This is a genomic window from Rhodococcus sp. C-2 (genome assembly GCF_027854095.1).
Lineage (GTDB): Bacteria > Actinomycetota > Actinomycetes > Mycobacteriales > Mycobacteriaceae > Rhodococcus_F > Rhodococcus_F qingshengii.
The window spans coordinates 181,654-200,542 of sequence record NZ_JAQGFI010000006.1; the positions used below are offsets into that span (position 1 = coordinate 181,654).

At 61.9% G+C, this 18,889-nt stretch carries 18 protein-coding genes and 1 pseudogene; 10 read left to right on the forward strand and 9 right to left on the reverse strand.

All coding sequences use genetic code 11. The features are described 5' to 3' along the window. Nucleotides 1–8 precede the first annotated feature (8 nt). From PCS43_RS14730 to PCS43_RS14745, 4 genes are all read left to right on the forward strand, one after another. Complete coding sequence (locus PCS43_RS14730; RefSeq protein ID WP_007727644.1) at nucleotides 9–869, forward strand: SDR family oxidoreductase; 861 nt, start codon at nucleotides 9–11, stop codon at nucleotides 867–869. Beyond that, a complete protein-coding gene (locus PCS43_RS14735; RefSeq protein WP_209909608.1) occupies nucleotides 869–2,662 on the forward strand; it encodes a DEAD/DEAH box helicase family protein in 1,794 nt (597 codons plus the stop codon). The genes PCS43_RS14730 and PCS43_RS14735 overlap by 1 nt, the downstream gene beginning before the upstream one ends. A 199-nt stretch (nucleotides 2,663–2,861) precedes the next feature. Next, nucleotides 2,862–3,338, forward strand: coding sequence for a nitroreductase/quinone reductase family protein (locus PCS43_RS14740; RefSeq protein WP_003946395.1), 477 nt, complete (start codon nucleotides 2,862–2,864; stop codon nucleotides 3,336–3,338). Between the two features lie 57 nt (nucleotides 3,339–3,395). Beyond that, nucleotides 3,396–4,175 (forward strand): DUF427 domain-containing protein, encoded by a 780-nt coding sequence (locus tag PCS43_RS14745; RefSeq protein ID WP_047272578.1) that lies wholly within the window; start codon nucleotides 3,396–3,398, stop codon nucleotides 4,173–4,175. 30 nt (nucleotides 4,176–4,205) lie between these two features. Here PCS43_RS14745 and PCS43_RS14750 read toward each other — a convergent pair whose 3' ends face one another. Further along, entirely contained in the window at nucleotides 4,206–5,438 is a 1,233-nt protein-coding gene (locus tag PCS43_RS14750) for an MFS transporter (protein WP_030534893.1), read from the reverse strand. Between the two features lie 72 nt (nucleotides 5,439–5,510). On the opposite strand from PCS43_RS14750, the gene PCS43_RS14755 reads away from it, so the two are divergent. Further along, the gene (locus PCS43_RS14755) at nucleotides 5,511–6,386 is read left to right on the forward strand and encodes a LysR family transcriptional regulator (protein WP_073512718.1); all 876 of its coding nucleotides are present in this window, start codon (nucleotides 5,511–5,513) and stop codon (nucleotides 6,384–6,386) included. Here PCS43_RS14755 and PCS43_RS14760 read toward each other — a convergent pair. The 4 genes from PCS43_RS14760 to cobF all read right to left on the reverse strand — a co-directional run bounded on the left by PCS43_RS14760 (nucleotide 6,379) and on the right by cobF (nucleotide 10,488). Continuing rightward, nucleotides 6,379–7,245 carry an Fpg/Nei family DNA glycosylase gene (locus PCS43_RS14760; protein WP_007727653.1) on the reverse strand — a complete coding sequence of 289 codons (867 nt, stop codon included), beginning with the start codon at nucleotides 7,243–7,245 and terminating at the stop codon, nucleotides 6,379–6,381. The two genes, PCS43_RS14755 and PCS43_RS14760, sit on opposite strands and share 8 nt — an antisense overlap. Nucleotides 7,246–7,285: 40 nt before the next feature. After that, the gene (locus PCS43_RS14765; protein WP_073512717.1) at nucleotides 7,286–8,461 is read right to left on the reverse strand and encodes a GGDEF domain-containing protein; all 1,176 of its coding nucleotides are present in this window, start codon (nucleotides 8,459–8,461) and stop codon (nucleotides 7,286–7,288) included. A 43-nt stretch (nucleotides 8,462–8,504) separates the two neighbouring features. Continuing rightward, the gene (locus PCS43_RS14770) at nucleotides 8,505–9,671 is read right to left on the reverse strand and encodes a GGDEF domain-containing protein (protein WP_223304416.1); all 1,167 of its coding nucleotides are present in this window, start codon (nucleotides 9,669–9,671) and stop codon (nucleotides 8,505–8,507) included. A gap of 76 nt (nucleotides 9,672–9,747) precedes the next feature. After that, complete coding sequence (gene cobF / locus PCS43_RS14775) at nucleotides 9,748–10,488, reverse strand: precorrin-6A synthase (deacetylating) (RefSeq protein WP_003946376.1); 741 nt, start codon at nucleotides 10,486–10,488, stop codon at nucleotides 9,748–9,750. 86 nt (nucleotides 10,489–10,574) lie between these two features. On the opposite strand from cobF, the gene PCS43_RS14780 reads away from it, so the two are divergent. From PCS43_RS14780 to PCS43_RS14800, 5 genes and pseudogenes are all read left to right on the forward strand, one after another. Continuing rightward, nucleotides 10,575–11,375: a thymidylate synthase gene (locus PCS43_RS14780; protein WP_054188824.1), complete on the forward strand. Its 801-nt coding sequence runs from the start codon at nucleotides 10,575–10,577 to the stop codon at nucleotides 11,373–11,375. A gap of 2 nt (nucleotides 11,376–11,377) precedes the next feature. Then, entirely contained in the window at nucleotides 11,378–11,869 is a 492-nt protein-coding gene (locus PCS43_RS14785; RefSeq protein ID WP_003946393.1) for a dihydrofolate reductase, read from the forward strand. A gap of 84 nt (nucleotides 11,870–11,953) precedes the next feature. Further along, a complete protein-coding gene (locus tag PCS43_RS14790) occupies nucleotides 11,954–12,286 on the forward strand; it encodes a cupin domain-containing protein (protein WP_003946336.1) in 333 nt (110 codons plus the stop codon). Between the two features lie 19 nt (nucleotides 12,287–12,305). Then, nucleotides 12,306–13,001, forward strand: a complete 696-nt coding sequence (locus tag PCS43_RS14795; RefSeq protein WP_136470725.1) for a hypothetical protein — start codon at nucleotides 12,306–12,308, stop codon at nucleotides 12,999–13,001. A gap of 27 nt (nucleotides 13,002–13,028) precedes the next feature. After that, nucleotides 13,029–14,721, forward strand: a pseudogene (locus PCS43_RS14800) (GAF domain-containing protein). A 3-nt stretch (nucleotides 14,722–14,724) separates the two neighbouring features. Here PCS43_RS14800 and PCS43_RS14805 read toward each other — a convergent pair. The 4 genes from PCS43_RS14805 to PCS43_RS14820 all read right to left on the reverse strand — a co-directional run bounded on the left by PCS43_RS14805 (nucleotide 14,725) and on the right by PCS43_RS14820 (nucleotide 18,802). Next, nucleotides 14,725–15,363 (reverse strand): response regulator, encoded by a 639-nt coding sequence (locus tag PCS43_RS14805; RefSeq protein WP_003946380.1) that lies wholly within the window; start codon nucleotides 15,361–15,363, stop codon nucleotides 14,725–14,727. A 76-nt stretch (nucleotides 15,364–15,439) separates the two neighbouring features. Next, entirely contained in the window at nucleotides 15,440–16,333 is an 894-nt protein-coding gene (locus PCS43_RS14810; RefSeq protein ID WP_003946389.1) for a universal stress protein, read from the reverse strand. Nucleotides 16,334–16,691: 358 nt separating this feature from the next. Next, complete coding sequence (locus PCS43_RS14815; RefSeq protein ID WP_030534899.1) at nucleotides 16,692–17,732, reverse strand: LLM class F420-dependent oxidoreductase; 1,041 nt, start codon at nucleotides 17,730–17,732, stop codon at nucleotides 16,692–16,694. A 176-nt stretch (nucleotides 17,733–17,908) separates the two neighbouring features. After that, nucleotides 17,909–18,802 carry a universal stress protein gene (locus tag PCS43_RS14820; RefSeq protein WP_007727672.1) on the reverse strand — a complete coding sequence of 298 codons (894 nt, stop codon included), beginning with the start codon at nucleotides 18,800–18,802 and terminating at the stop codon, nucleotides 17,909–17,911. Between the last annotated feature and the right edge of the window lie 87 nt (nucleotides 18,803–18,889).

Genomic DNA, 18,889 nt, shown 5'->3' on the forward strand with positions numbered 1-18,889 from the left:
GGGGCACCATGTCCGTAGATTCACGGTCTGCGAGGATCGCCGTCACCGGCGCGACCGGTCATATCGGCGGACTGGTGGCCCGGTCGTTGGCCGACGCCGGTGTCCCACAGCGGCTGATCGCACGGTCGGTCAACCGATTACCGCAGCTCCCCGGTGCCGATTCGGCCGAGACCACGTATGGGGATCAGAAGCGCGCTCTCGCGGCTCTGGCCGGAATCGACACCCTCTTCATGGTCTCGGCGGCCGAAAGCGCAGATCGTCTGGATCAGCACCGCACCTTCATCGACGCCGCAGCGGAGGCCGGGGTCAGGCACATCGTGTACACGTCTTTCCTCGGCGCTGCTCCGGACGCGACGTTCACGCTCGCTCGCGATCACTGGGTCACCGAAGAACATATCCGCGCTTCCGGGCTCGCATTCACCTTCCTGCGCGACAGCTTCTACCTCGATTTCCTACCCGCTCTCGCCGGTGAAGACGGTGTGATCCGCGGACCCGCAGGGGACGGTCTCGTCGGCGCGGTAGCGCGCTCCGACATTGCTGCCGTCGCTGTGTCGGTTCTGCAGGATCTGGATTCTCATGTCGGACAGACGTACAGCCTGACCGGACGGGAGGCACTGACGCTCTCCGAGGCCGCGAGCATCATCACCGAAGTCACCGGCAAGCGAACCACGTACGTCGAGGAAACGCTCGAGGAAGCTTACGAATCGCGGGCGTCGTACAACGCACCCGCTTGGGAACTCGACGCATGGGTGTCGACGTACACCGCAATCGCGCAGGGTGAATTGGCGCTGATCACGGGCACCGTGGAGGACCTTGTCGGCCGGCCTGCGCTCACGCTGCGTGAATTCCTCACAGCAGAAACCGCCTGATGCCACCACGCAAAGCAACCACGGCACGCAAGGCTGCCGCAAAGAAGGCTGCACCGAAGAAGGCTGCACCCAAGAGGAACACGACCAGAAAGACCGCCCCGAAGAAGACTGTCGCAAAGAAGAGCTCACGCGCGACGATGCCGGATGTGCCGACTGCCGGCCCTGGTGAGAGAGTCTGGCTCCTCGACGTTCCCTTTCGGACGCCGGCGCCTGGTGCGCAATTCGTCAAGAAATGGAAGAGCTACGCGTGGGTCGGTACGGAGTTGCCCGTAGAACTCGCTCCATTCAAGGCACTCCCCTTCTCTTATCAGCAGTGGGTAGAGGACGACATCAATGACAGCACCGGTGAACGTCCCGTTGCTGCACCCAAAATTCCTCGGCCCGAGCAGGTTTCGGGGGCTGCAGCCGTCGTCGATGCCGCTCGCGCCGGCAACCGCGGGTTTCTGTTGGCAGACAATGCAGGCCTGGGTAAGACGCTGATCGCAGTGATGTCTGCCAAGACGATTGCCGAGGAGCGCGGCGAAACCAACATCCTCGTCCTCGTCGATCGACCCGCACAGATCACCATTCCGCATTGGCGCTATTCCATCGCCTCGGTGGGCGACGGTGGATTCCGCTGGTTGATCATGTCGCCTGACCAATTGAAGAAGCTGATCGCGCGAAACGGCCGCCCCAAGTACACGTTCGGTGTGGTGATTGCCGACGAGGCCCAGCTGTACAGCAACGACACACAGCGCACGGCCGCATTCGAGAAGGTCGCGCGCTTTTCGAATGCTCACGAGCAAGCGCCGTTCGTCCTGTCCGTGACAGCAACACCGGGACACACGCCGGCCGATCAGCGTTACCTGGCACCGCTTTTCGCGCAGCTGCATTCAGAACCTTCGGAGTACTGGTCCGACCTGGGCGCCAGGCTGGTCGAGTCCGGCCTTCCGCTGGACAAGTCCTACGGGAAGTGGACGTGGAGCGCAGAGGCGAAGGAATCACCTGCGCTGCAATCTCGCGCGCTCGAGACCGTGCGTGGGTGGATGTCGAACAGCAAACCGCCCTTGATGATTCATCGACCGACTCCGTGGGGACCCGTTCCGCTCGACGGTATGCCGATCGACCTCACCCATGCCCAGCGCGCCGAGTACGAGACGGAGTGGGCCGAGTACGCCTACGAAATGGGATTGGCCCGCAAGAGTCGCAACATCGCGCGCGGCCGTGCGCTGGTTCTGCGCTACCGACAGAAAGCGGGCATGATCCGCGCCGAGTCGACGGCCCAGTGGGCGCAGGCGCAGGTCAAGGCAGGCAAGCAGGTGTTGGTGGCCGTCGAATTCGTCTCCACGGCAGGTGATCCACTGGTCGAGATGATCGAAGACGCCGGGATCTCGGTGGCAAAACTGTTCGGTGCGGTGCCGGACAAGGAGGGTCAACGTCTGCGGTTTCAACGCGGGGACGCACCGGTCATCGTCTTCAATGTCACGACCTCGATCTCGCTCCATGCCAACGAAGCACTCCCGGACGGCACTCACGCGTCCCCGTTGCCACGGACGGGAATCTTTCATCAACCGCGCTACTCAGGGATCGCGGCAGAACAGACGTTCGGTCGGTCGCATCGCGACTACCAGACGTGCCCGTGGGTCATACCCTTCGGCGTGGGCACCAAGGAAGAGGACGTCGCCACGGTCATGTTGCGCAATCTCAATTCGGTCACAGGTCTGAAAGGTGGTGATCGATCCGGTCTGCGGTCGCTGTCCGAACTGCTCGGCGTCGAGTGGCTAGAGCCTGATGTCTTGACCTCGGAGGGTTGATCTTCCAACGACCGTCCAACGCGCACAAACGAACGGTTTCGGCGGTATGCCCCAATTCCACTCCACCAAAACCGAATTCGGCTGACCGCTTCATTCCTTTCGGGACCTTGGGACTCAGGTATCTGTGACCTGACGTGGCAGACTCTTCCGAGTCGAGGTGCACCAGCCTCGAAACAGTGCCGAGAATGCGAGGGGTCCGATGCGCAATATCTACCGGTCATTGATGCGCAATGTCGGCCATACACAATGGTTCTCGGATCTCGGCAAGGATCTGGTTCCGCTCGATCGAGCAGTGCAGAGAGTGTCGGGAGGCAAGCTCTCGCTGGTCGGAGAGAACACCGTGACTCAGCTACTGCTCACCACGACGGGCCGTAAGACCGGCCGTTCTCGAACCACGCCACTCCTGTACGCACCCGACGGCGATGCGTTTGTCGTCGTCGGTTCGAACTGGGGGCAGGATACGCATCCAGCATGGACACTCAATTTGATGGCAAACCCCACCGCGATCGTGACAGTGAAGGGCGTCGAAATACCGGTCGGTGCGAGTCTGGCGGAGGGCGCCACGCGTAAGAAACTGTGGGAGCTCGCGACCACCACGTGGCCGCCGTACGAAACCTACGCCGATCGAGCATTCGGGCGCCAGATCCGCGTATTTCGACTCCAACCTGTCAAATAACTGCTGCCGGGCGCAGGATGGGAAGGACCACCCTGCCGATCTCAGGAGCATTCGCGAATGTCCACAGCACTGACTCACGCAGAAGACACACAGATCACAGCTTCCAACGGGCGGATCGCACTGGAGCCGAACCCCCGCCGAATTCGAGCCTTCTTCGCTGGTCACGCCGTCGCAGACACCACTCGTTCGGTATACCTTTTCGAACGCGGCCGCCTGCCGATGTACTACATCCCCCTCGCGGACGTTCGTACCGAATTCCTCGTCCCGACGTCGACGACCACCCATTGCCCATGGAAAGGTGACGCCACCTACTGGACGATCGAGATCGGGGATCGCCGGGCCGAGGACGCCGTCTGGACCTACCCTGAACAGTTCGACGGTTCCCTGGATCTGAGTGAGTACGTCGCATTCTATTGGGATCGCATGGACGCCTGGTACGAGGAGGATCAACAGGTCTTTGTCCACGCCCGCGATCCATACGTACGTATCGACGCACTCCCCTCGTCCCGCCACGTCCAGGTCTTTGTCGGCGACGTACTGGTCGCCGAGACGAGACGACCCAGACTGCTCTTCGAAACCGGACTGCCCACGCGGTACTACATTCCGAGAATCGACGTTCGCAGCGAGTACTTTGCGCCGTCCCCGACCACCACGGCCTGCCCCTACAAGGGCACTGCGTCGTATCTGTCGTTCACCGGCACAACCGAACTCGCTCCGATCGAGGATCTGGCGTGGTTCTATCCGTTCACTACCGCCGAAGCGTCCGGGATCGACGACCACGTGTCGTTCTATCCCGAACGCGTCGGCAAGATCCTGGTGGACGGTGCCGAAATCTGAAAGGTGCTGGAGCCGAGAAGGTGTGGGTGCCTACCCCACTGCAACAGGGGATTGCGGGATTCGCAGTTCAGCCGTCTCCAGTCGGCGATCATGCACCCACACCATCGCCGTTGCAACGGAGAAGACCAACCCGGCGATGCATACTCCGTTCCAGCCGTACGACTTCCACACCACTGACCCCACCGCCGAGCCCACGGCAGCACCGACGAAGTAGGTGGTCATGTACACGGAATTCACACGCGAACGCGCTTCGGGGACAAGGGCGTAGATCACGTTCTGGTTGCTGACGTGCACTCCCTGCAGCGCGAGGTCGGCAAGGACGATGGCAACGAGAAACCACACCACGTGGGTGGCACCGGCGACAAAGGGAAGCCACGACACCAAGAGAATCGCGATGGCGCCGCCGGTCGCCAGCTGACCCAATCCCCGATCGGCCAGTCTGCCCGCCACCGTCGCCATCAAAGCTCCCGCCACACCGAGTAGTCCGACCAAGCCGATTTGAGTGTCGCTGTAGCCGAATTCGCCGGACAGAAGAAAGGCCATCGTCGTGAAGACGGTGCTGACAGCAGCAAAAGCCAGTCCGCCCATGGCCGATCGGGTTCTCAGGCGCGGCAAGGTCGCAGCCAACTTCCCTACCGAAGCGAGCGTTGCGCGGTAGCTTGCCTTCGGGCGATCTGCGGAATCGGAAGGCAGAGATCGCCACAATGCCACGGCCATCACCACCATCAGCACCGCCGCAACCTTGTATACCGTCGACCAACCTCCCAATCCGGAGAGGACGCCGGCAACGCTGCGCGCCAGCAGGATTCCGATCAGCAGTCCACTCATGATCGTGCCGACCACCTGACCGGACCTCTCAGGTTCGGCCAGCGAGGCGGCAAACGGAATCAGCACCTGGGCGGCGACCGAAAAGACGCCAGCGACAGCGATTCCCACTGCCAGCGTGGCAAAGTTGGGCGCAAATCCGCTGACCGCTTGACCGGTCGCCGCCAGCAGCATGAGCCCTACCGTCAGCTTGCGTCGGTCCACCATGTCGCCCACCGGAACCAGAAGTATCAATCCGAGTGCATACGCGACCTGCGCGATGGTCACCGTCGCGGCCGCTGCGGAGGCCGACACATTCAGGTGATCTGCGATGGAATCGAGGAGTGGCTGGTTGAAATAGTTACCGCCCGCGCACAGGCCCGTCGCTGCAGCCATCAGCAGCACTATCGGTAGTCCGAGCCTCGGACGCGCGTCGCTTGAAATCATGTCGTCAAGCATGACCGCCTACACCGACGCGCGTCCAATAGATAGATATGCATGATCTATCTCCAGAAACGATAGATTGGTGCAATGGAACTACGTCACATCCGCTACGCCCTGGCAGTCGCGGAAGACAGACACTTCAGCCGAGCAGCGTCGCGGTTGCACGTTTCCCAGTCCGCCTTGAGTGCCCAGATCAGAGACCTCGAAAAGGAACTGGGAGTCGAATTGTTCAACCGGAACAGCCGAAACGTCGGCCTGACTGCTGCAGGCGAGGTTTTTGTCGCCCGCTCCCGCGAGGTACTCGGCGCCGTGTCGAGACTCGTCAGTGATGTCTCCGCACGGAGCAACGAGCAAGTGCGGTTGACGGTCGGCACCATCACCTCGGCGGGGCGCGTCGACGTCGGACGCGCGCTGGCAGATCTGACACGGCGCCACCCTGCAATCAACATCACCGCGCGACCGTACGGCAGTGAAGTAGTTATCGAAGGAGTCCGGTCCGGTGCAATCGACGTCGGCATTGTCGGATTGGCCGCAGGTCGCCTACCCAAGAGCTTTGCCGCCGCGCCGCTGTGGAGTGAACCCACCGCAGCGTTCGTTGCTCCTGACCATCCCTTTGCCCAGGCTTCGTCGATCAGGCTCGAAGACCTACGCGATCACACTCTCGTGGACTTCGCCTCCGGCAGCGAGGCCCGTGTCCAAACCGACCAAGCCTTCGCCGAATCACAGGTCCCTCGGGGAAAAACACTTGAAGCCAACTCGGTAGACCTGATCTGTTCACTGACCGCCAACGGCCTGGGCGTAGGTTTGCTCCCCCGGTCCATGAGCGCCCTGCACCCCGAATTGGTCTGTATTCCGATCACCGATGCGCCGCATCGGATCGTCCACGCAATCACCGAACCCACCCATTCGTCGGCGCTCGCCCGCGAGTTCGTCGAACTACTCGCAGCGCAGTTCGCTACTTGAGCAGTTTCGACATTCGCCTGTCCGCCAACGGCTTACCGCCGGTCTGGCACGTCGCGCAGTATTGAAAAGAGCGCTCCGCGAACGACACTTCGCGTACGACGTCACCGCACACCGGGCACGGAAGTCCGGTACGAGCATGCACTCGCATCCCCGAGCGTTTCTCACCTTTGAGCCGGGCCGCGTCCTGACCTTCCGAACGCTCGATCGCGTCGGCCAGCGTGGATCGCATCACGGCATACAGCGTCGAAATCTGATCCGGCGTCAGCCGCGACGAGGTCGCGAAAGGCGAGAGTTTCGCGGTGTGGAGGATCTCGTCCGAGTAGGCGTTCCCGATACCGGCGATCAACGACTGCTCGACTATCGAGTTCTTGATCCGCGCCGACGTTCCGCCCAGAATCTGTGCGAACTCGGCTTCGGTCACGGCCATCGCGTCCGGCCCCAACCGGGCGATGCCCGGAACCTCCTGCGGATCGTTCACGACCCAGACGGCGAGGCGTTTCTTGGTGCCGGCTTCGGTGAGATCGAATGCCGGCGTCAACCCTTCGGGTGTGAAGAAATGAACGCGCAGCGCCAACGGCCCCTTCCCCGGCTTCGGCGGCGTCGCCGATGGATTGTCCAGCCAGCGCATCCAGCCGGCACGGGAGAGATGCGTGACCAACCACAACCCGTCGCAATCCAGAGCCAGATGCTTCCCGAAGCGGGCGGCGCCCGTGACGTCACGCCCCTGCAGAGCAGTGATCGGCGGATCGAAGGTCTTGAGCACACTCAATGCAGCGATGTCGACGCGTCCCACCACTGCGCCGACCGCGTGCTGACGAAGGAACCCTGCCAGCGCTTCCACCTCGGGTAGTTCAGGCATGGCAACAGACTAACGCCGACCACGGACACTCACAGCGCGCTCAGTCCGTTTCCGTCTGCAGCACCACCGAATGCCCACCGCGTGCCTTCGCGGAGTACATCGCCCGATCCGCTCGCCGCAGCAGAGTCGGGTAGGCGACCAGCGCATCATCCGCTGATTCGAAAGGCCCTGCGATCTTCGCGATTCCGACGCTCATCGCCACCTCGGGATGATCGGGCGAGGTGATCGTCGAACGGAGTAGCTCATGTTCGAGTCGATGGAACGAGCGTTGATCGACCGAATCGACGATGACGAACTCGTCGCCGCCTATCCGTGCGATCAAGGCCGCCGGGCCGGCGCATTCGACCAGTCTCGATCCGACTTTTTCGATCACAGCGTCACCGACGGTATGTCCGTACTCGTCGTTGATGGCCTTGAATCGATTGATGTCGACGGCGGCGACTACCAAGAGCGCCGAGTGCGTGTACGACCGCTCCAGCAACAGTCGCACTTCGTCGGCCAGTCCCCTCCTGTTGAGCAGTCCCGTCAGTGGGTCCAATTGCGAGTTCAACGCGTCGGTGCCGAGGATGGAGAAAATGAACTGACAGGCAAAGGGAATCACGTAGATTGCCGCGCCGACCAGTACTACCAACGCGACCAGAACCGGAGTATCCACATCGTTTTCGACCACGGCCGTACGTGTCACGATGCCGATGACCACGACGAATACCCACAACATGTGAAGGCTCTGTATTCGAGCATTGTGGAAGAACGCGATGTATCCGCCGATCACCGAGAACATCACGGCGTGTGCCAGTGCTGCAAGTGGATTGGAGTACAGCAGCATTGCGGCCGCTATTCCCACTTCCGAGTAGAGCACAAAGGCGTAAGACCAGGAACGGGAGAGATTGCGCCTCGTCGAGAGTGCGACGGCCATCATCACGGTTATGACCATGATGACTGCGTTCGCGGTGCGCGCGTGCGAAGTGGTCGGGCCCTGTGGACTGAAGCGAGTGAGGAACATGATCACGGTGACCAGCACCAACGAGCAGACGACGAGAAACCGCGAGGCGACGGTCAACCCTTTGTCCGCGAGATAGCGATTGAAGGTGTCGAATTGGTCCGGACGCCGATACCAATCGACAAGTTGAGAAGAGATCAGCCGGAACGCGGGACCCGAGAGCGGTCGTCGAGACGCCACGGCGTCCGAACGCTCAACACTCTCGGCAGATTCCATAGGGTCAGGGTAATCCAGTCAACTCCCCGCAATCAGACAATTTTCACTGTTTGCCGTCCCACATCACAACCTGATCGCCGCCGGCGGCCTTCGCGCGGTACATCGAGGCATCGGCTACTCGAAACAGTTCCGTCAACTCCTCGTCGGAAATAATCGACGACCATTCGGCAGAGGTGATCGCGACTCCGACGCTGGTGGTCACTACCGGATCACGATCGTCGATTCGCAAGTGCCTTCGCAGATTGTCTTCGAACGCAGGCGCTGCGCCGACGTCTATCGTGTCTACCAACACGAACTCGTCCCCACCGAATCTGGCGAAGAGCGCCTTCTCGCCGCCGCACCACCGCAGTCGATCAGCAATCTGGCGAAGTACGAGATCGCCTTCTTCGTGCCCCTGTGAGTCGTTGACGCTCTTGAACGAATCGACATCGACAATCGCGACGACATACGACGACTTGCTCGACGCATGCCCCGTCGCCCCCATTTCGACAACAGCTCGCTGCAGCCCGCGCCGATTCAGAAGCCCTGTCAACGGATCCACATCCGAACTGTCCGCGTCGGAGCCGAGAAGTGAGAGGACGAACTGGCAGGCGAACGGGATGACCACGATCCCGGTGGCGATGATCAGGCACAGTGCTGTGGCCAACGCAGGATCCGCGTAGACCGCAACCTTTCGGCCGACCACTGCCAGAACCACGATGGACAGCGCGATGTGAACCGCCTGGAGTCTCGCGTTGTGAAAGTACGCGATGTAACCACCGATCAGTACGAAGAGCACACACTGGATCAACCCGATGAAAGGGTCGTTGTTCAAGAACACACCGACGAATACGCCGACCTCGCAGTAGGCGACAAAGAAGTACGACCACCGACGCGTGATTTCGGGCAGAAGGCAGAAGAGCACGATCACCGCAATCGTGACGGCGATGATAACGGCGTTGACGACGCTGGTGACGTGGTTGTGCACGCCCGCGTCGCTGAAGCGCAGCAGAGTCATCGCAATGATGACCGTCGTCAGCGAGCCGATGACCAGCAATCGGACAGCTAGCTCCAGGCCCTTCGTGGCGAGGTATCGATTGAAACTGTCGAATTGATCAGGACGCCGATACCACTGAACCAGAAGGTCGAAAGCCGACTTCACAGCTGATTTTTCACGGCCACGCGGCGCGGGCAGAATCGACTGCAGTCGGTCCTGCCCGAACGATGTCATGCGCAGATCATAGGTGCGCAGACCGTCGTTCGGGATCAAGAGTGCAGGATCGAGGCGGCAAATTCAGGGTCGGTTGTCAGCGCCGAACGAGGTACGTATCCATGATCCAACCGTGCTTCTCACGCAACTCCGCCCGGCGAGCGACGATCCGATCTTCGACGTCACGCAGTTTGCCGGAAATCAACTCCTCGTCCGGGGTCCCGAGGTACGCGCCCCACCAGATCTCGGCGTCGTTTTCGCTTACCTGAGTGAAGGTGCAATGCGCGTCGAGCATCACGACGGCATTGTCCACGCCGTCGGGCAATCCCTCGGCCAGTTTGCGGCCGGTCGTGATGTGGATGGGTTCGCCGATTCGGTTGAGGACGATTCGGTGTTGTGCAGCCAGCGACTGCACGCTGGTGATTCCCGGGATGACGGAGTAGTCGAACGAAACTCTCCCGCGAGCGAGCACGCGCTCGACGATCCGCAGAGTGCTGTCGTAGAGGGAGGGATCACCCCAGACGAGAATCGCGCCGACGCCAGGTTCGGCCGCAAATTCCGCTTCGAATTTCGCGGCCCGACGCTCGTGCCAGTCCTCGACGACGCCCTCGTAATCGGTGGGGGTTCGGTCCCGCGGCGGGTCCGTGATCTCGACCACCTTGTAGTCGAGGTGAACGTGCTCGTCGAGAATCCCGGTGCGCAAGTCGACCAGGGCCTGCTTCTCGTCACCCTTTCCGATGATGAAGAAGGTATCGGCCCTGTTCATGGCCTTGATCGCCTGAACCGTCACCTGGTCGGGATCACCAGCACCGATACCGATCACCAAGAGTTCGCGCATGTGCCGAGGCTATATTGCCGTGCGCCTTTATTAACCGCCGGAGGTTAATAAAGGCGCACAGCAAGGCAGGCCCTAGACTGATTCCCGTGACTGTCTCCACTGCTTACGAAGACCTCCTCCGGCTCGTCATGGAGACGGGTACCGCCAAATCCGATCGAACCGGAACCGGCACCCGCAGCATCTTCGGTCACCAGATGCGTTTCGATCTTGCCGACGGCTTTCCGCTCGTCACCACCAAGAAGGTCCACCTCAAGTCGATAGTCAACGAACTCCTGTGGTTCCTGCGCGGCGACTCCAACGTGGCGTGGCTGCACGAGCACGGCGTCTCCATCTGGGACGAGTGGGCCGACGAGAACGGTGAACTCGGCCCCGTCTACGGCGTCCAGTGGCGTAGCTGGCCCACCCCTTCGGGCGAGCACATCGACCAGATCACGCAGACCGTCGAGGCTCTGCGCTCCAACCCCGATTCGCGGCGGATCATCGTTTCGGCGTGGAACGTCGCCGACATTCCGCAGATGGCCCTGGCGCCGTGCCACGCTTTCTTCCAGTTCTACGTCGCCGACGGCAAGCTCTCCTGCCAGCTGTACCAGCGCAGCGCCGACATGTTCCTCGGCGTTCCGTTCAACATCGCCAGCTACGCGCTGCTCACCCACATGATGGCCCAGCAGGCCGGACTCGACGTCGGCGAGTTCGTCTGGACCGGCGGCGACTGCCACATCTACGACAATCACGTCGACCAGGTGACCGAGCAGCTCGGCCGCGAACCGCTGCCGTTGCCGACCCTGAAGCTGAACAAGCGCGACTCCATCTTCGACTACACCTTCGAGGACGTGGAGATCGTCGACTACCAGCACCACCCCGCGATCAAAGCACCGGTAGCGGTCTGACGATGACCGATCGCACAGTCACCCTCATCTGGGCGCAGGCCCACGGCGGCGTCATCGGCGCCGACAACTCGATCCCGTGGCGCGTGTCCGAGGACATGGCTTACTTCAAACGCGTCACCATGGGCCATCCGGTAATCATGGGGCGGCGCACCTGGGACTCCATTCCATCGAAGTTCCGTCCGTTCAGCGGGCGTCGGAACATCGTCGTCACACGCGATCCGCAATGGCACGCCGAAGGCGCCGAGGTGGTCCGCAGTCTGGACGACGCCCTGGCGTTGCCGGACGGTGACGTCTTCGTCGTCGGTGGCGGGCAAATTTATTCGGCTGCACTGCCATTCGCGACGCATCTACTGGTGACCGAGATCGACCTCGACATCGCCGGTGATGCTTTTGCTCCCGAGATCGGCCCCGAATGGAACCTGAAATCCGACGAGCCCTGGCAGACCTCGGAGAAGAGCGGCCTGCGCTTCCGCTGGTTGGAGTACACGCGCTGACCGACTTCCGCCGATAACGAGGCACCTCGCGAGTGAGTCGGTCATACTCCAAGAAGGACATTCACCGCTTCCGAGAGGTCTTCGATGGACAAGAAGTCACTGACCGCTCTCGCTCGCCAACAGTTGAAACTGGCGGGCTCGGCGACCAGCGGTCGCAGTTCACAAACCGTCTACGGTGGCCACCAGCGCAGCCTGCGACAGACGGTGATCGCGCTGAGCGCCGGCAAGAGCCTCGCCGAACACGACAGTCCGGGCGAAGCCACGTTGTTGGTCCTGAGCGGGAAGCTGAATCTTGTATGTGGGAGCGACCAGTGGAAAGGATCCACGGGTGATTTCCTGACCGTCCCGGCCGACCGGCACAGCGTCGAAGCGCTCGAAGACGTTGCATTTCTACTGACCGTCGCCATGAAGGGCTGAAATCGGTAGCGTCTTCCGCGTGAGCGAAACCGTGATCGAAGTGTCCGTCGTCGCAGCCCCGTCCGTACTCTGGCCCGCGCTGCGCGACCCGTCGCTGATTCGACGTTGGTTCGGCTGGGAGTACGACGGACTCGACGACGAAATCACCCAGATCTACTCCACCGCTGAGGCCGACCCCGAAGCGTTGACGCTGAAACTCGGAAACGGTGACCGTTTCTCACTTCGCGAACAGGACGGCAAGACGGTCGTCCGCATCGACCGACCGCCGAAATCAGCCGACGACGACTGGTACGACGACATCACCGAGGGCTGGACGACATTCCTCCAGCTGCTCAGATTCGCAGTGGAGCACCACGGACTGGCCGAGCGTAAAACCATTTATCTCGACGGCCTTCTGCTCCCCGGTGAGAACGTGGCAAGCGTCCTCGGGTTCACCGAAATCGAATTGGAAGCGGGAAGTCGGTACGCGGTGACAATCGCTCCCGGCGACTATTTCGAAGGCGTAGTCGACTACGTCACCGACCACCAATTCGGGTTGACAGTCGAGGATCTCGGCCCTGGCCTGCTGTCTGTCGCCACCCAGTCGGTGACGGCGCAGCGGCCCGACGGAGGCATGTCCATCCTGCTGACCACCTACGACCTGAGCGATGACGAGTTCGACGAGATCAAGCATCACTGGTCGTCGTGGTGGGAAGGTCGCCGCCAGGAGAGCTGACGTTCGGTGAGGCGATATGCTTCGACCATGGTCGAAGCTTCGGGTCACAGTCCGGCACGTACGTTCGGCGAGTTGCTCGACCGCCTGGGCGATTCCAATGCCGACATACCGACACTCCACCGCCTGCTCGAGGCGGTCCTGGTGGTCGGCTCCGGCCTGGACCTCGACCTGACGCTTCAACGGATCATCACCTCTGCGACAACGGTTCTGGATTGCCGCTACGGCGCCCTGGGGGTCGCGGCGCCGGGGGGGCGGGCTCTCGGAATTCGTGTACGAGGGAATCTCCGGGTCCCAACGCGCGACCATGGGACATTTCCCCGAAGGTCATGGCGTGCTGGGTGTTCTGATGAATCACCCGCAGACTTTGCGTGTGGCCCATCTCGGCGACCATCCCGAATCGGTGGGATTCCCCGCAAATCATCCACCGATGGAGAGCTTCCTCGGAGCGCCGATCATGATGCGGGGAAAGGTGTTCGGAAGCATCTACCTGACCGAGAAACGGGGACAGGCCGAGTTCACCCAGGAAGACGAGGTCATTCTCGAAGCCCTCGCCATCGCAGCCGGTATCGCTGTGGAAAACGCCCGACTGTTCGAGCAGTCACGAACTCGTGAAAGATGGCTCACCGCAACATCTGCCATCCGCTCGCGGTTGCTGGCCGGTGACTCGCTCGAGGACGGCCTGCAACTTCTTGCCAGTCGCGTTCGGGACCTGACCGGCGTCGACGACGTGATCGTGGTGATCTGCGAGAACGGCTACGCACAGGTTCACGCCGCGGCCAGCGCCCGGACCACGTCACGTGGCGTCAGAATCCCGGCGACCACTTATCCGTTCGACGTGGTGCGGAGCACTCGAAAGCTACAGGTACTCACCACTTTAGGCGCACTCACCGAACTGGTTCCGTCGGCTGGGAGTGCGGTAGTGGCACCGATGTGCGTCGCCTCGGGTGTAGTCGGCGCGGTCATCGTGGCGTCGAATTCCACCAACACACACTGGGATCACGACGAACTGACCCGGATCGAGTCGATGGCCGAACTCGGCTCCGTTGCAATCGAGTTCGACGAGAAACAAAAGGCGCAACGCCTGTTGTCCGTTCTCGCCGACCGCGACCGCATCGCACGAGACCTGCACGACAACGTCATCCAGCGACTGTTCGCGAGCGGAATGAGCCTGCAGAGCACGCTTCCGGACGAGACCCTCCCGGAGTCGGCGCGCGCGATTGTCAAACGATCTCTCGAACAGCTCGACAAGACAGTCCGCGAGATTCGGACAACCATCTTCGATCTGCAGACTCCGACGGCCACCGATTCGTCGAGCCTGCGCCGACGCCTCCTCGATGTCATCGGCGACGCCACCGCACAGTCCGCTGTGACCCCGAGCGTCCAATTCTCCGGCGCCATCGACACTCTGGTGAATCCCGGGATCCACCAGCACGCCGAAGCCGTGCTGCGTGAGGGGTTGAGCAACGTCCTTCGGCATGCACACGCACGCCACATCACCATCGCTGTCACCGCGGACGTCGAATTTGCGATCACGATCGAGGACGACGGCGTCGGACTCCCCTCCGACTTCCACAAGAGTGGACTGCACAATCTGGAGCGCCGCGCCGAACATTGCGGCGGTACGTGCACGATCGTCAATCACGATCCGAGCGGTGCACGCCTGCTCTGGCGAGTACCGCTCGGTCGCACCAACTCGAATCGACCGAAATCCGGTCGTTAGATCCTAGCGACTGCCGCTACGGATTTCGGTCGCCAGCACCGCAGCCTGAGTACGACGCTGCATGCCCAGCTTCGAGAGCAGACGCGTCACGTAGTTCTTGACCGTCTTCTCCGCGAGGAACAATCGCGCGCCGATCTCCCGGTTGGTGAGCCCCTCTCCGATGAGGTCGAAGACTGCTCGCTCCTGATCGGAAAGTTCGGCCAACGGATCAGCTGTACGGTCGCTGCGGATCCGCTGCATCAGCGCCTCGGTTGCACGACTGTCGAGCAGTGAACCGCCGCGCCCGACTGTGCGGACTGCAGCGACCAGATCGGTTCCGAGAATCTGCTTGAGGACGAATCCCGAGGCGCCCGCCATGATCGCGTCGAGCAACGCCTCGTCGTCGGCGTACGACGTGAGCATCAGGCAGCGGAGGTCGGGAAGCATCGAGCGGAGTTCTCGGCACAGTTCGACGCCGTTGCCGTCAGGCAGGCGTACGTCCAGAACAGCGACGTCGGCGTTGCTCTGCGGTACCGCGGCCAGCGCTTCCCCCACGGACGCCGCCTCGCCCACCACCACGAAGTCCTCGACCCCACCGAGTAGGTCGAACAATCCGCGTCTGACGATCTCGTGATCGTCCACCAAGAATATCCGCGTTGTCATCGAACCCCTCCAAAAGACATCTCACGTCGAACGGTACCGGAGACGGTGGACTCAGAACTCATGGAATGCATTCTCTTCACTTGTTGACGTGCCGGACGATGAGAACCGGGCAATCCGCGGTGTGCAGGAGCGCTCGACTGGTCGATCCGAGGAGCATTCCTGCGAATCCGCCGCGCCCGCGACTGCCGACGACTATCAACTGCGCCGTCTCCGCGTATTCGCTCAGGACTCGAACCGGACGGTCACGCGCGACGACTCTTTCGACGACGACGTCCGGGTAACGCTCGGTGAATCCGGCCAATTGCTCGGCGAGGACAACTTCCTCACCCGTCTGGATGCTGCTCCACAGGGGGTCGTCGGGGGTGGCGCCCAACGAGGGCTGCACACTCACGTCGCTCCACACGTTGACGGCAATCAAGGTGGCGCCCCGCGCGGAGGCCTGCTCGAAAGCGTGCTCGACTGCCTCGATGCTGCTTTCGGATCCATCGACACCGACGACGACGGGGCCCTCGGTCGGCGGCCGACCGTCGAGCGTCCGTCCTCGGACAACTGCAACCGGAGATTCGCCGTGCGAGACAACCGAGACCGTCGCAGAACCGACGACCAATCCGGTGAATTCGCCGTGCCCGCGAGGGCCGAGCGCAATGATGTACGCGCCCTTGGACAATTCGATCAGGCGATCGGAGACGCTGCCGTCGAGTAGTTCGGTGACGATCTCGAGGTCGTCGTCGATGCTTTGCCGCGCGAGAATCTGTGCGCTGTCCAGACGAGCGGTGGCAGTGCGCCGCAGTTCGTCCTTGAAGCTCTCGGCGAGGTAAGGCTCGGAGTAGTAGAAGGCTGGGATGTGCACCACCGTCGCGATGTGGAGCGGTCGACCGAGCGCCACCGCGGTCCTCGCCGCCCAGACGACAGCCGACGACGCCGATTCCGAACCGTCTACCGCTACGACGACGGGTTTGGTTGCACTCATGTTCGTCCCTCCACAATCGACCACAGAATCTCTTCGCCCTCACACTATTGCCCAATGACGGCAAAAAGGATTCATCAGCCGACGCGAGTCCCGAATCGGACATTGGGTGTTCGGGTGGACTGCGGCAACGGCCCCGCCAACATCCCTTTCGGGCGTCAACGAGGCCACCGGTGCCGGATTCGCACGCAAACCCTGGCTACTCGATCCACGTTAGGCGAAGAACCCGACCGGTCAGAAGTGAAAAAAGTCCTGTCAACAAGCGCCCAAAATCGGGTTTCGTACGCAGGAGATCCTGAACCACCCGCTCTGCTGTGCGCCTTTGTTAACCGCCGGCGGTTAATAAAGGCGCACAGCAAGGTCAGTCACAAATCTTGCGGAACTTCTCGATCAGCTGCACTCGGCCGTTGCGGTCGGCCGCCAACGGCGTGACGTTGAGCGTCGTGACACCGGCTTCGGCGAAGGCTGCGACGCGTTCCTTGACGTAGCTCTCGGGACCGATCAACGACACGGCGCGAACCAGTTCGTCCGGCACTGCTGCTGCGGCTTCTTCCTTCTTGCCCGCGAGGTAGAGATCCTGGATCTTCTCGGCGGCCTCTTCGTAGCCGTAGCGCACCGCGAGGTCGTTGTAGAAGTTCTTGCCCTTGGCGCCCATGCCACCGATGTAGAGCGCAAGGCTCGGGCGTACCCAGTCGAGCATGTGGTCGACGTCGTCACCGATGGCCAGTGCCGGCGACGCGTACACCTGAAGCTCACCGAGGCTCGGATCGCGCTTGGCCTTGCCCTTGGCGATCGGCTCACCCCACACGCTTGCTGCCTTCTCCGGATGGAAGAAGATAGGTTCCCAGCCTTCGGCGATCTCCGCCGTCAGCTCGACGTTCTTGGGTCCGAGCGAAGCGATCAGGATCGGGATGCGCTCACGCACAGGATGATTGATCAGCTTGAGCGGCTTTCCGAGTCCGGTGCCCTTCTCGGCGGGGAGGGGAACCTGGTAGTACTTGCCCTGGTACTCGACCTTCTCGCGGCGCCATACCTGACGGCAGATCTCGACGACCTCACGTGTGCGTCCCAGCGGAGCGTCGTACTTGACGCCGTGGAACCCCTCGATCACCTGCGGTCCGGAAGCGCCCAGTCCCATCACGAAGCGACCGTTGGAGACGAAGTCCAGGCCAGCCGCCGTCATGGCGGTCAACGAAGGGGTACGGGTGTAGATCTGAAAGATTCCCGAAGCGAGTTCGATGGTCGACGTCTTGGCCGCCAGGTAACCGAGCTGGCTGACGGCGTCGAAGGAATACGCCTCCGGGACGAAGGCGATGTCGAGGCCCGCCTTCTCCAGGTCACCGACCTCTTCGACGGTTTCGGCGAACCCGCCGCTGTAGTTCAAACCCATACCGATACGCACGTTGTAACCCCAATCCTGACGATTGCTGCCGTGTGCGACGCGCACACGAGCAGTGGTACTCCCATCGAACACTTACTCACATCGAACACTACGGAACCTGAGTCCGCATTCATGTGACTACCCCGTTCATATTCGATGACCGAAATGAACGGGGTAGTGGGAGAGCCTGTCGAGGGTCAGGATTCTTCGGGGCGAACCACCATGACGGGGCACTTGGCCGAAGCGATCAGGGTGTTGCTGGTCGAGCCGAGCAACATGCCGCGGAATCCACCGCGACCACGGCTTCCGACTACGACGAGCTGCGCTTTTGCCGACCAGTCCAACAGCCGTCCGCGTGGGTTGTCGAGGTATACCTCGCGCCGGACCTTCACGTCCGGGTATTGCTCGGACCATCCGGCCAAGCTCTCGCTGAGTACCGCGTGCTCTTCCTCTTCGAGAGACTGCGGGGCAAGCGCAGCGGCCCTCGGGTCTTCGAATGCCGCACTGCCGAGGTCACTCCACACGTGCAACGCCACCAACTCGACTCCGCGGAACGACGCTTCCTCGAAAGCCGCACCGACGGCCTGGGCGCTCAACGCGCTGCCGTCGACGCCGACCACTACGGGTCCTTCCGAGGGCACCGCACCATCGCGGTCCCGAACGACGATGACCGGACACTTGCCGTGACTGGCCACACCGACCGCGGTATTGCCGAGGACTGCTGTCGCCGCCTTGCCTGACGCCGACGCTCCGACGACTACCCGCCTGGCTTGTGCCGAACTCTCGATCAGCCACTGAGTTGCGCTGCCGATGGCGATTTCGGTGTGAACTTCGAGTTTCGGATCGATCTCACGGGCGAACTGTTCCGCCTCCGCCAAGATCGCTTTTCCGGCCTCTTCGACCCATTCGTACACCCCACCCGCGTCGACGTACGGTCCGCCGAAACCGTAAGGCGCGAAGTCGAGAGCGTGGATGATGTCGAGTCGCAATTCGCGCTGGGCGGCGATTTTCGCGGCCTCGCGGAGCGCTGTGGACGCAGTGTCCGAACCCTCGACTCCGACAACAACACTGTTATGTTCGCGTGAACTCATGTGCCCACCTTCCTGAAGAAGTAACCGAGCCACTTTCACTCTAACCATCCCACTTGTCCGGCTTTTTTGGGGTCGCCCCCTCTTCAT

What these genes read in the sequence shown, in the direction of transcription:
- PCS43_RS14730 (WP_007727644.1), top strand. Translation starts at nt 9, where the DNA reads ATGTCCGTAGATTCACGGTCTGCGAGGATCGCCGTCACCGGCGCGACC.
- PCS43_RS14735 (WP_209909608.1), top strand. Translation starts at nt 869, where the DNA reads ATGCCACCACGCAAAGCAACCACGGCACGCAAGGCTGCCGCAAAGAAG.
- PCS43_RS14740 (WP_003946395.1), top strand. Translation starts at nt 2,862, where the DNA reads ATGCGCAATATCTACCGGTCATTGATGCGCAATGTCGGCCATACACAA.
- PCS43_RS14745 (WP_047272578.1), top strand. Translation starts at nt 3,396, where the DNA reads ATGTCCACAGCACTGACTCACGCAGAAGACACACAGATCACAGCTTCC.
- PCS43_RS14750 (WP_030534893.1), bottom strand. Translation starts at nt 5,438, where the DNA reads ATGCTTGACGACATGATTTCAAGCGACGCGCGTCCGAGGCTCGGACTA.
- PCS43_RS14755 (WP_073512718.1), top strand. Translation starts at nt 5,511, where the DNA reads ATGGAACTACGTCACATCCGCTACGCCCTGGCAGTCGCGGAAGACAGA.
- PCS43_RS14760 (WP_007727653.1), bottom strand. Translation starts at nt 7,245, where the DNA reads ATGCCTGAACTACCCGAGGTGGAAGCGCTGGCAGGGTTCCTTCGTCAG.
- PCS43_RS14765 (WP_073512717.1), bottom strand. Translation starts at nt 8,461, where the DNA reads ATGGAATCTGCCGAGAGTGTTGAGCGTTCGGACGCCGTGGCGTCTCGA.
- PCS43_RS14770 (WP_223304416.1), bottom strand. Translation starts at nt 9,671, where the DNA reads ATGACATCGTTCGGGCAGGACCGACTGCAGTCGATTCTGCCCGCGCCG.
- cobF (WP_003946376.1), bottom strand. Translation starts at nt 10,488, where the DNA reads ATGCGCGAACTCTTGGTGATCGGTATCGGTGCTGGTGATCCCGACCAG.
- PCS43_RS14785 (WP_003946393.1), top strand. Translation starts at nt 11,378, where the DNA reads ATGACCGATCGCACAGTCACCCTCATCTGGGCGCAGGCCCACGGCGGC.
- PCS43_RS14790 (WP_003946336.1), top strand. Translation starts at nt 11,954, where the DNA reads ATGGACAAGAAGTCACTGACCGCTCTCGCTCGCCAACAGTTGAAACTG.
- PCS43_RS14805 (WP_003946380.1), bottom strand. Translation starts at nt 15,363, where the DNA reads ATGACAACGCGGATATTCTTGGTGGACGATCACGAGATCGTCAGACGC.
- PCS43_RS14810 (WP_003946389.1), bottom strand. Translation starts at nt 16,333, where the DNA reads ATGAGTGCAACCAAACCCGTCGTCGTAGCGGTAGACGGTTCGGAATCG.
- PCS43_RS14820 (WP_007727672.1), bottom strand. Translation starts at nt 18,802, where the DNA reads ATGAGTTCACGCGAACATAACAGTGTTGTTGTCGGAGTCGAGGGTTCG.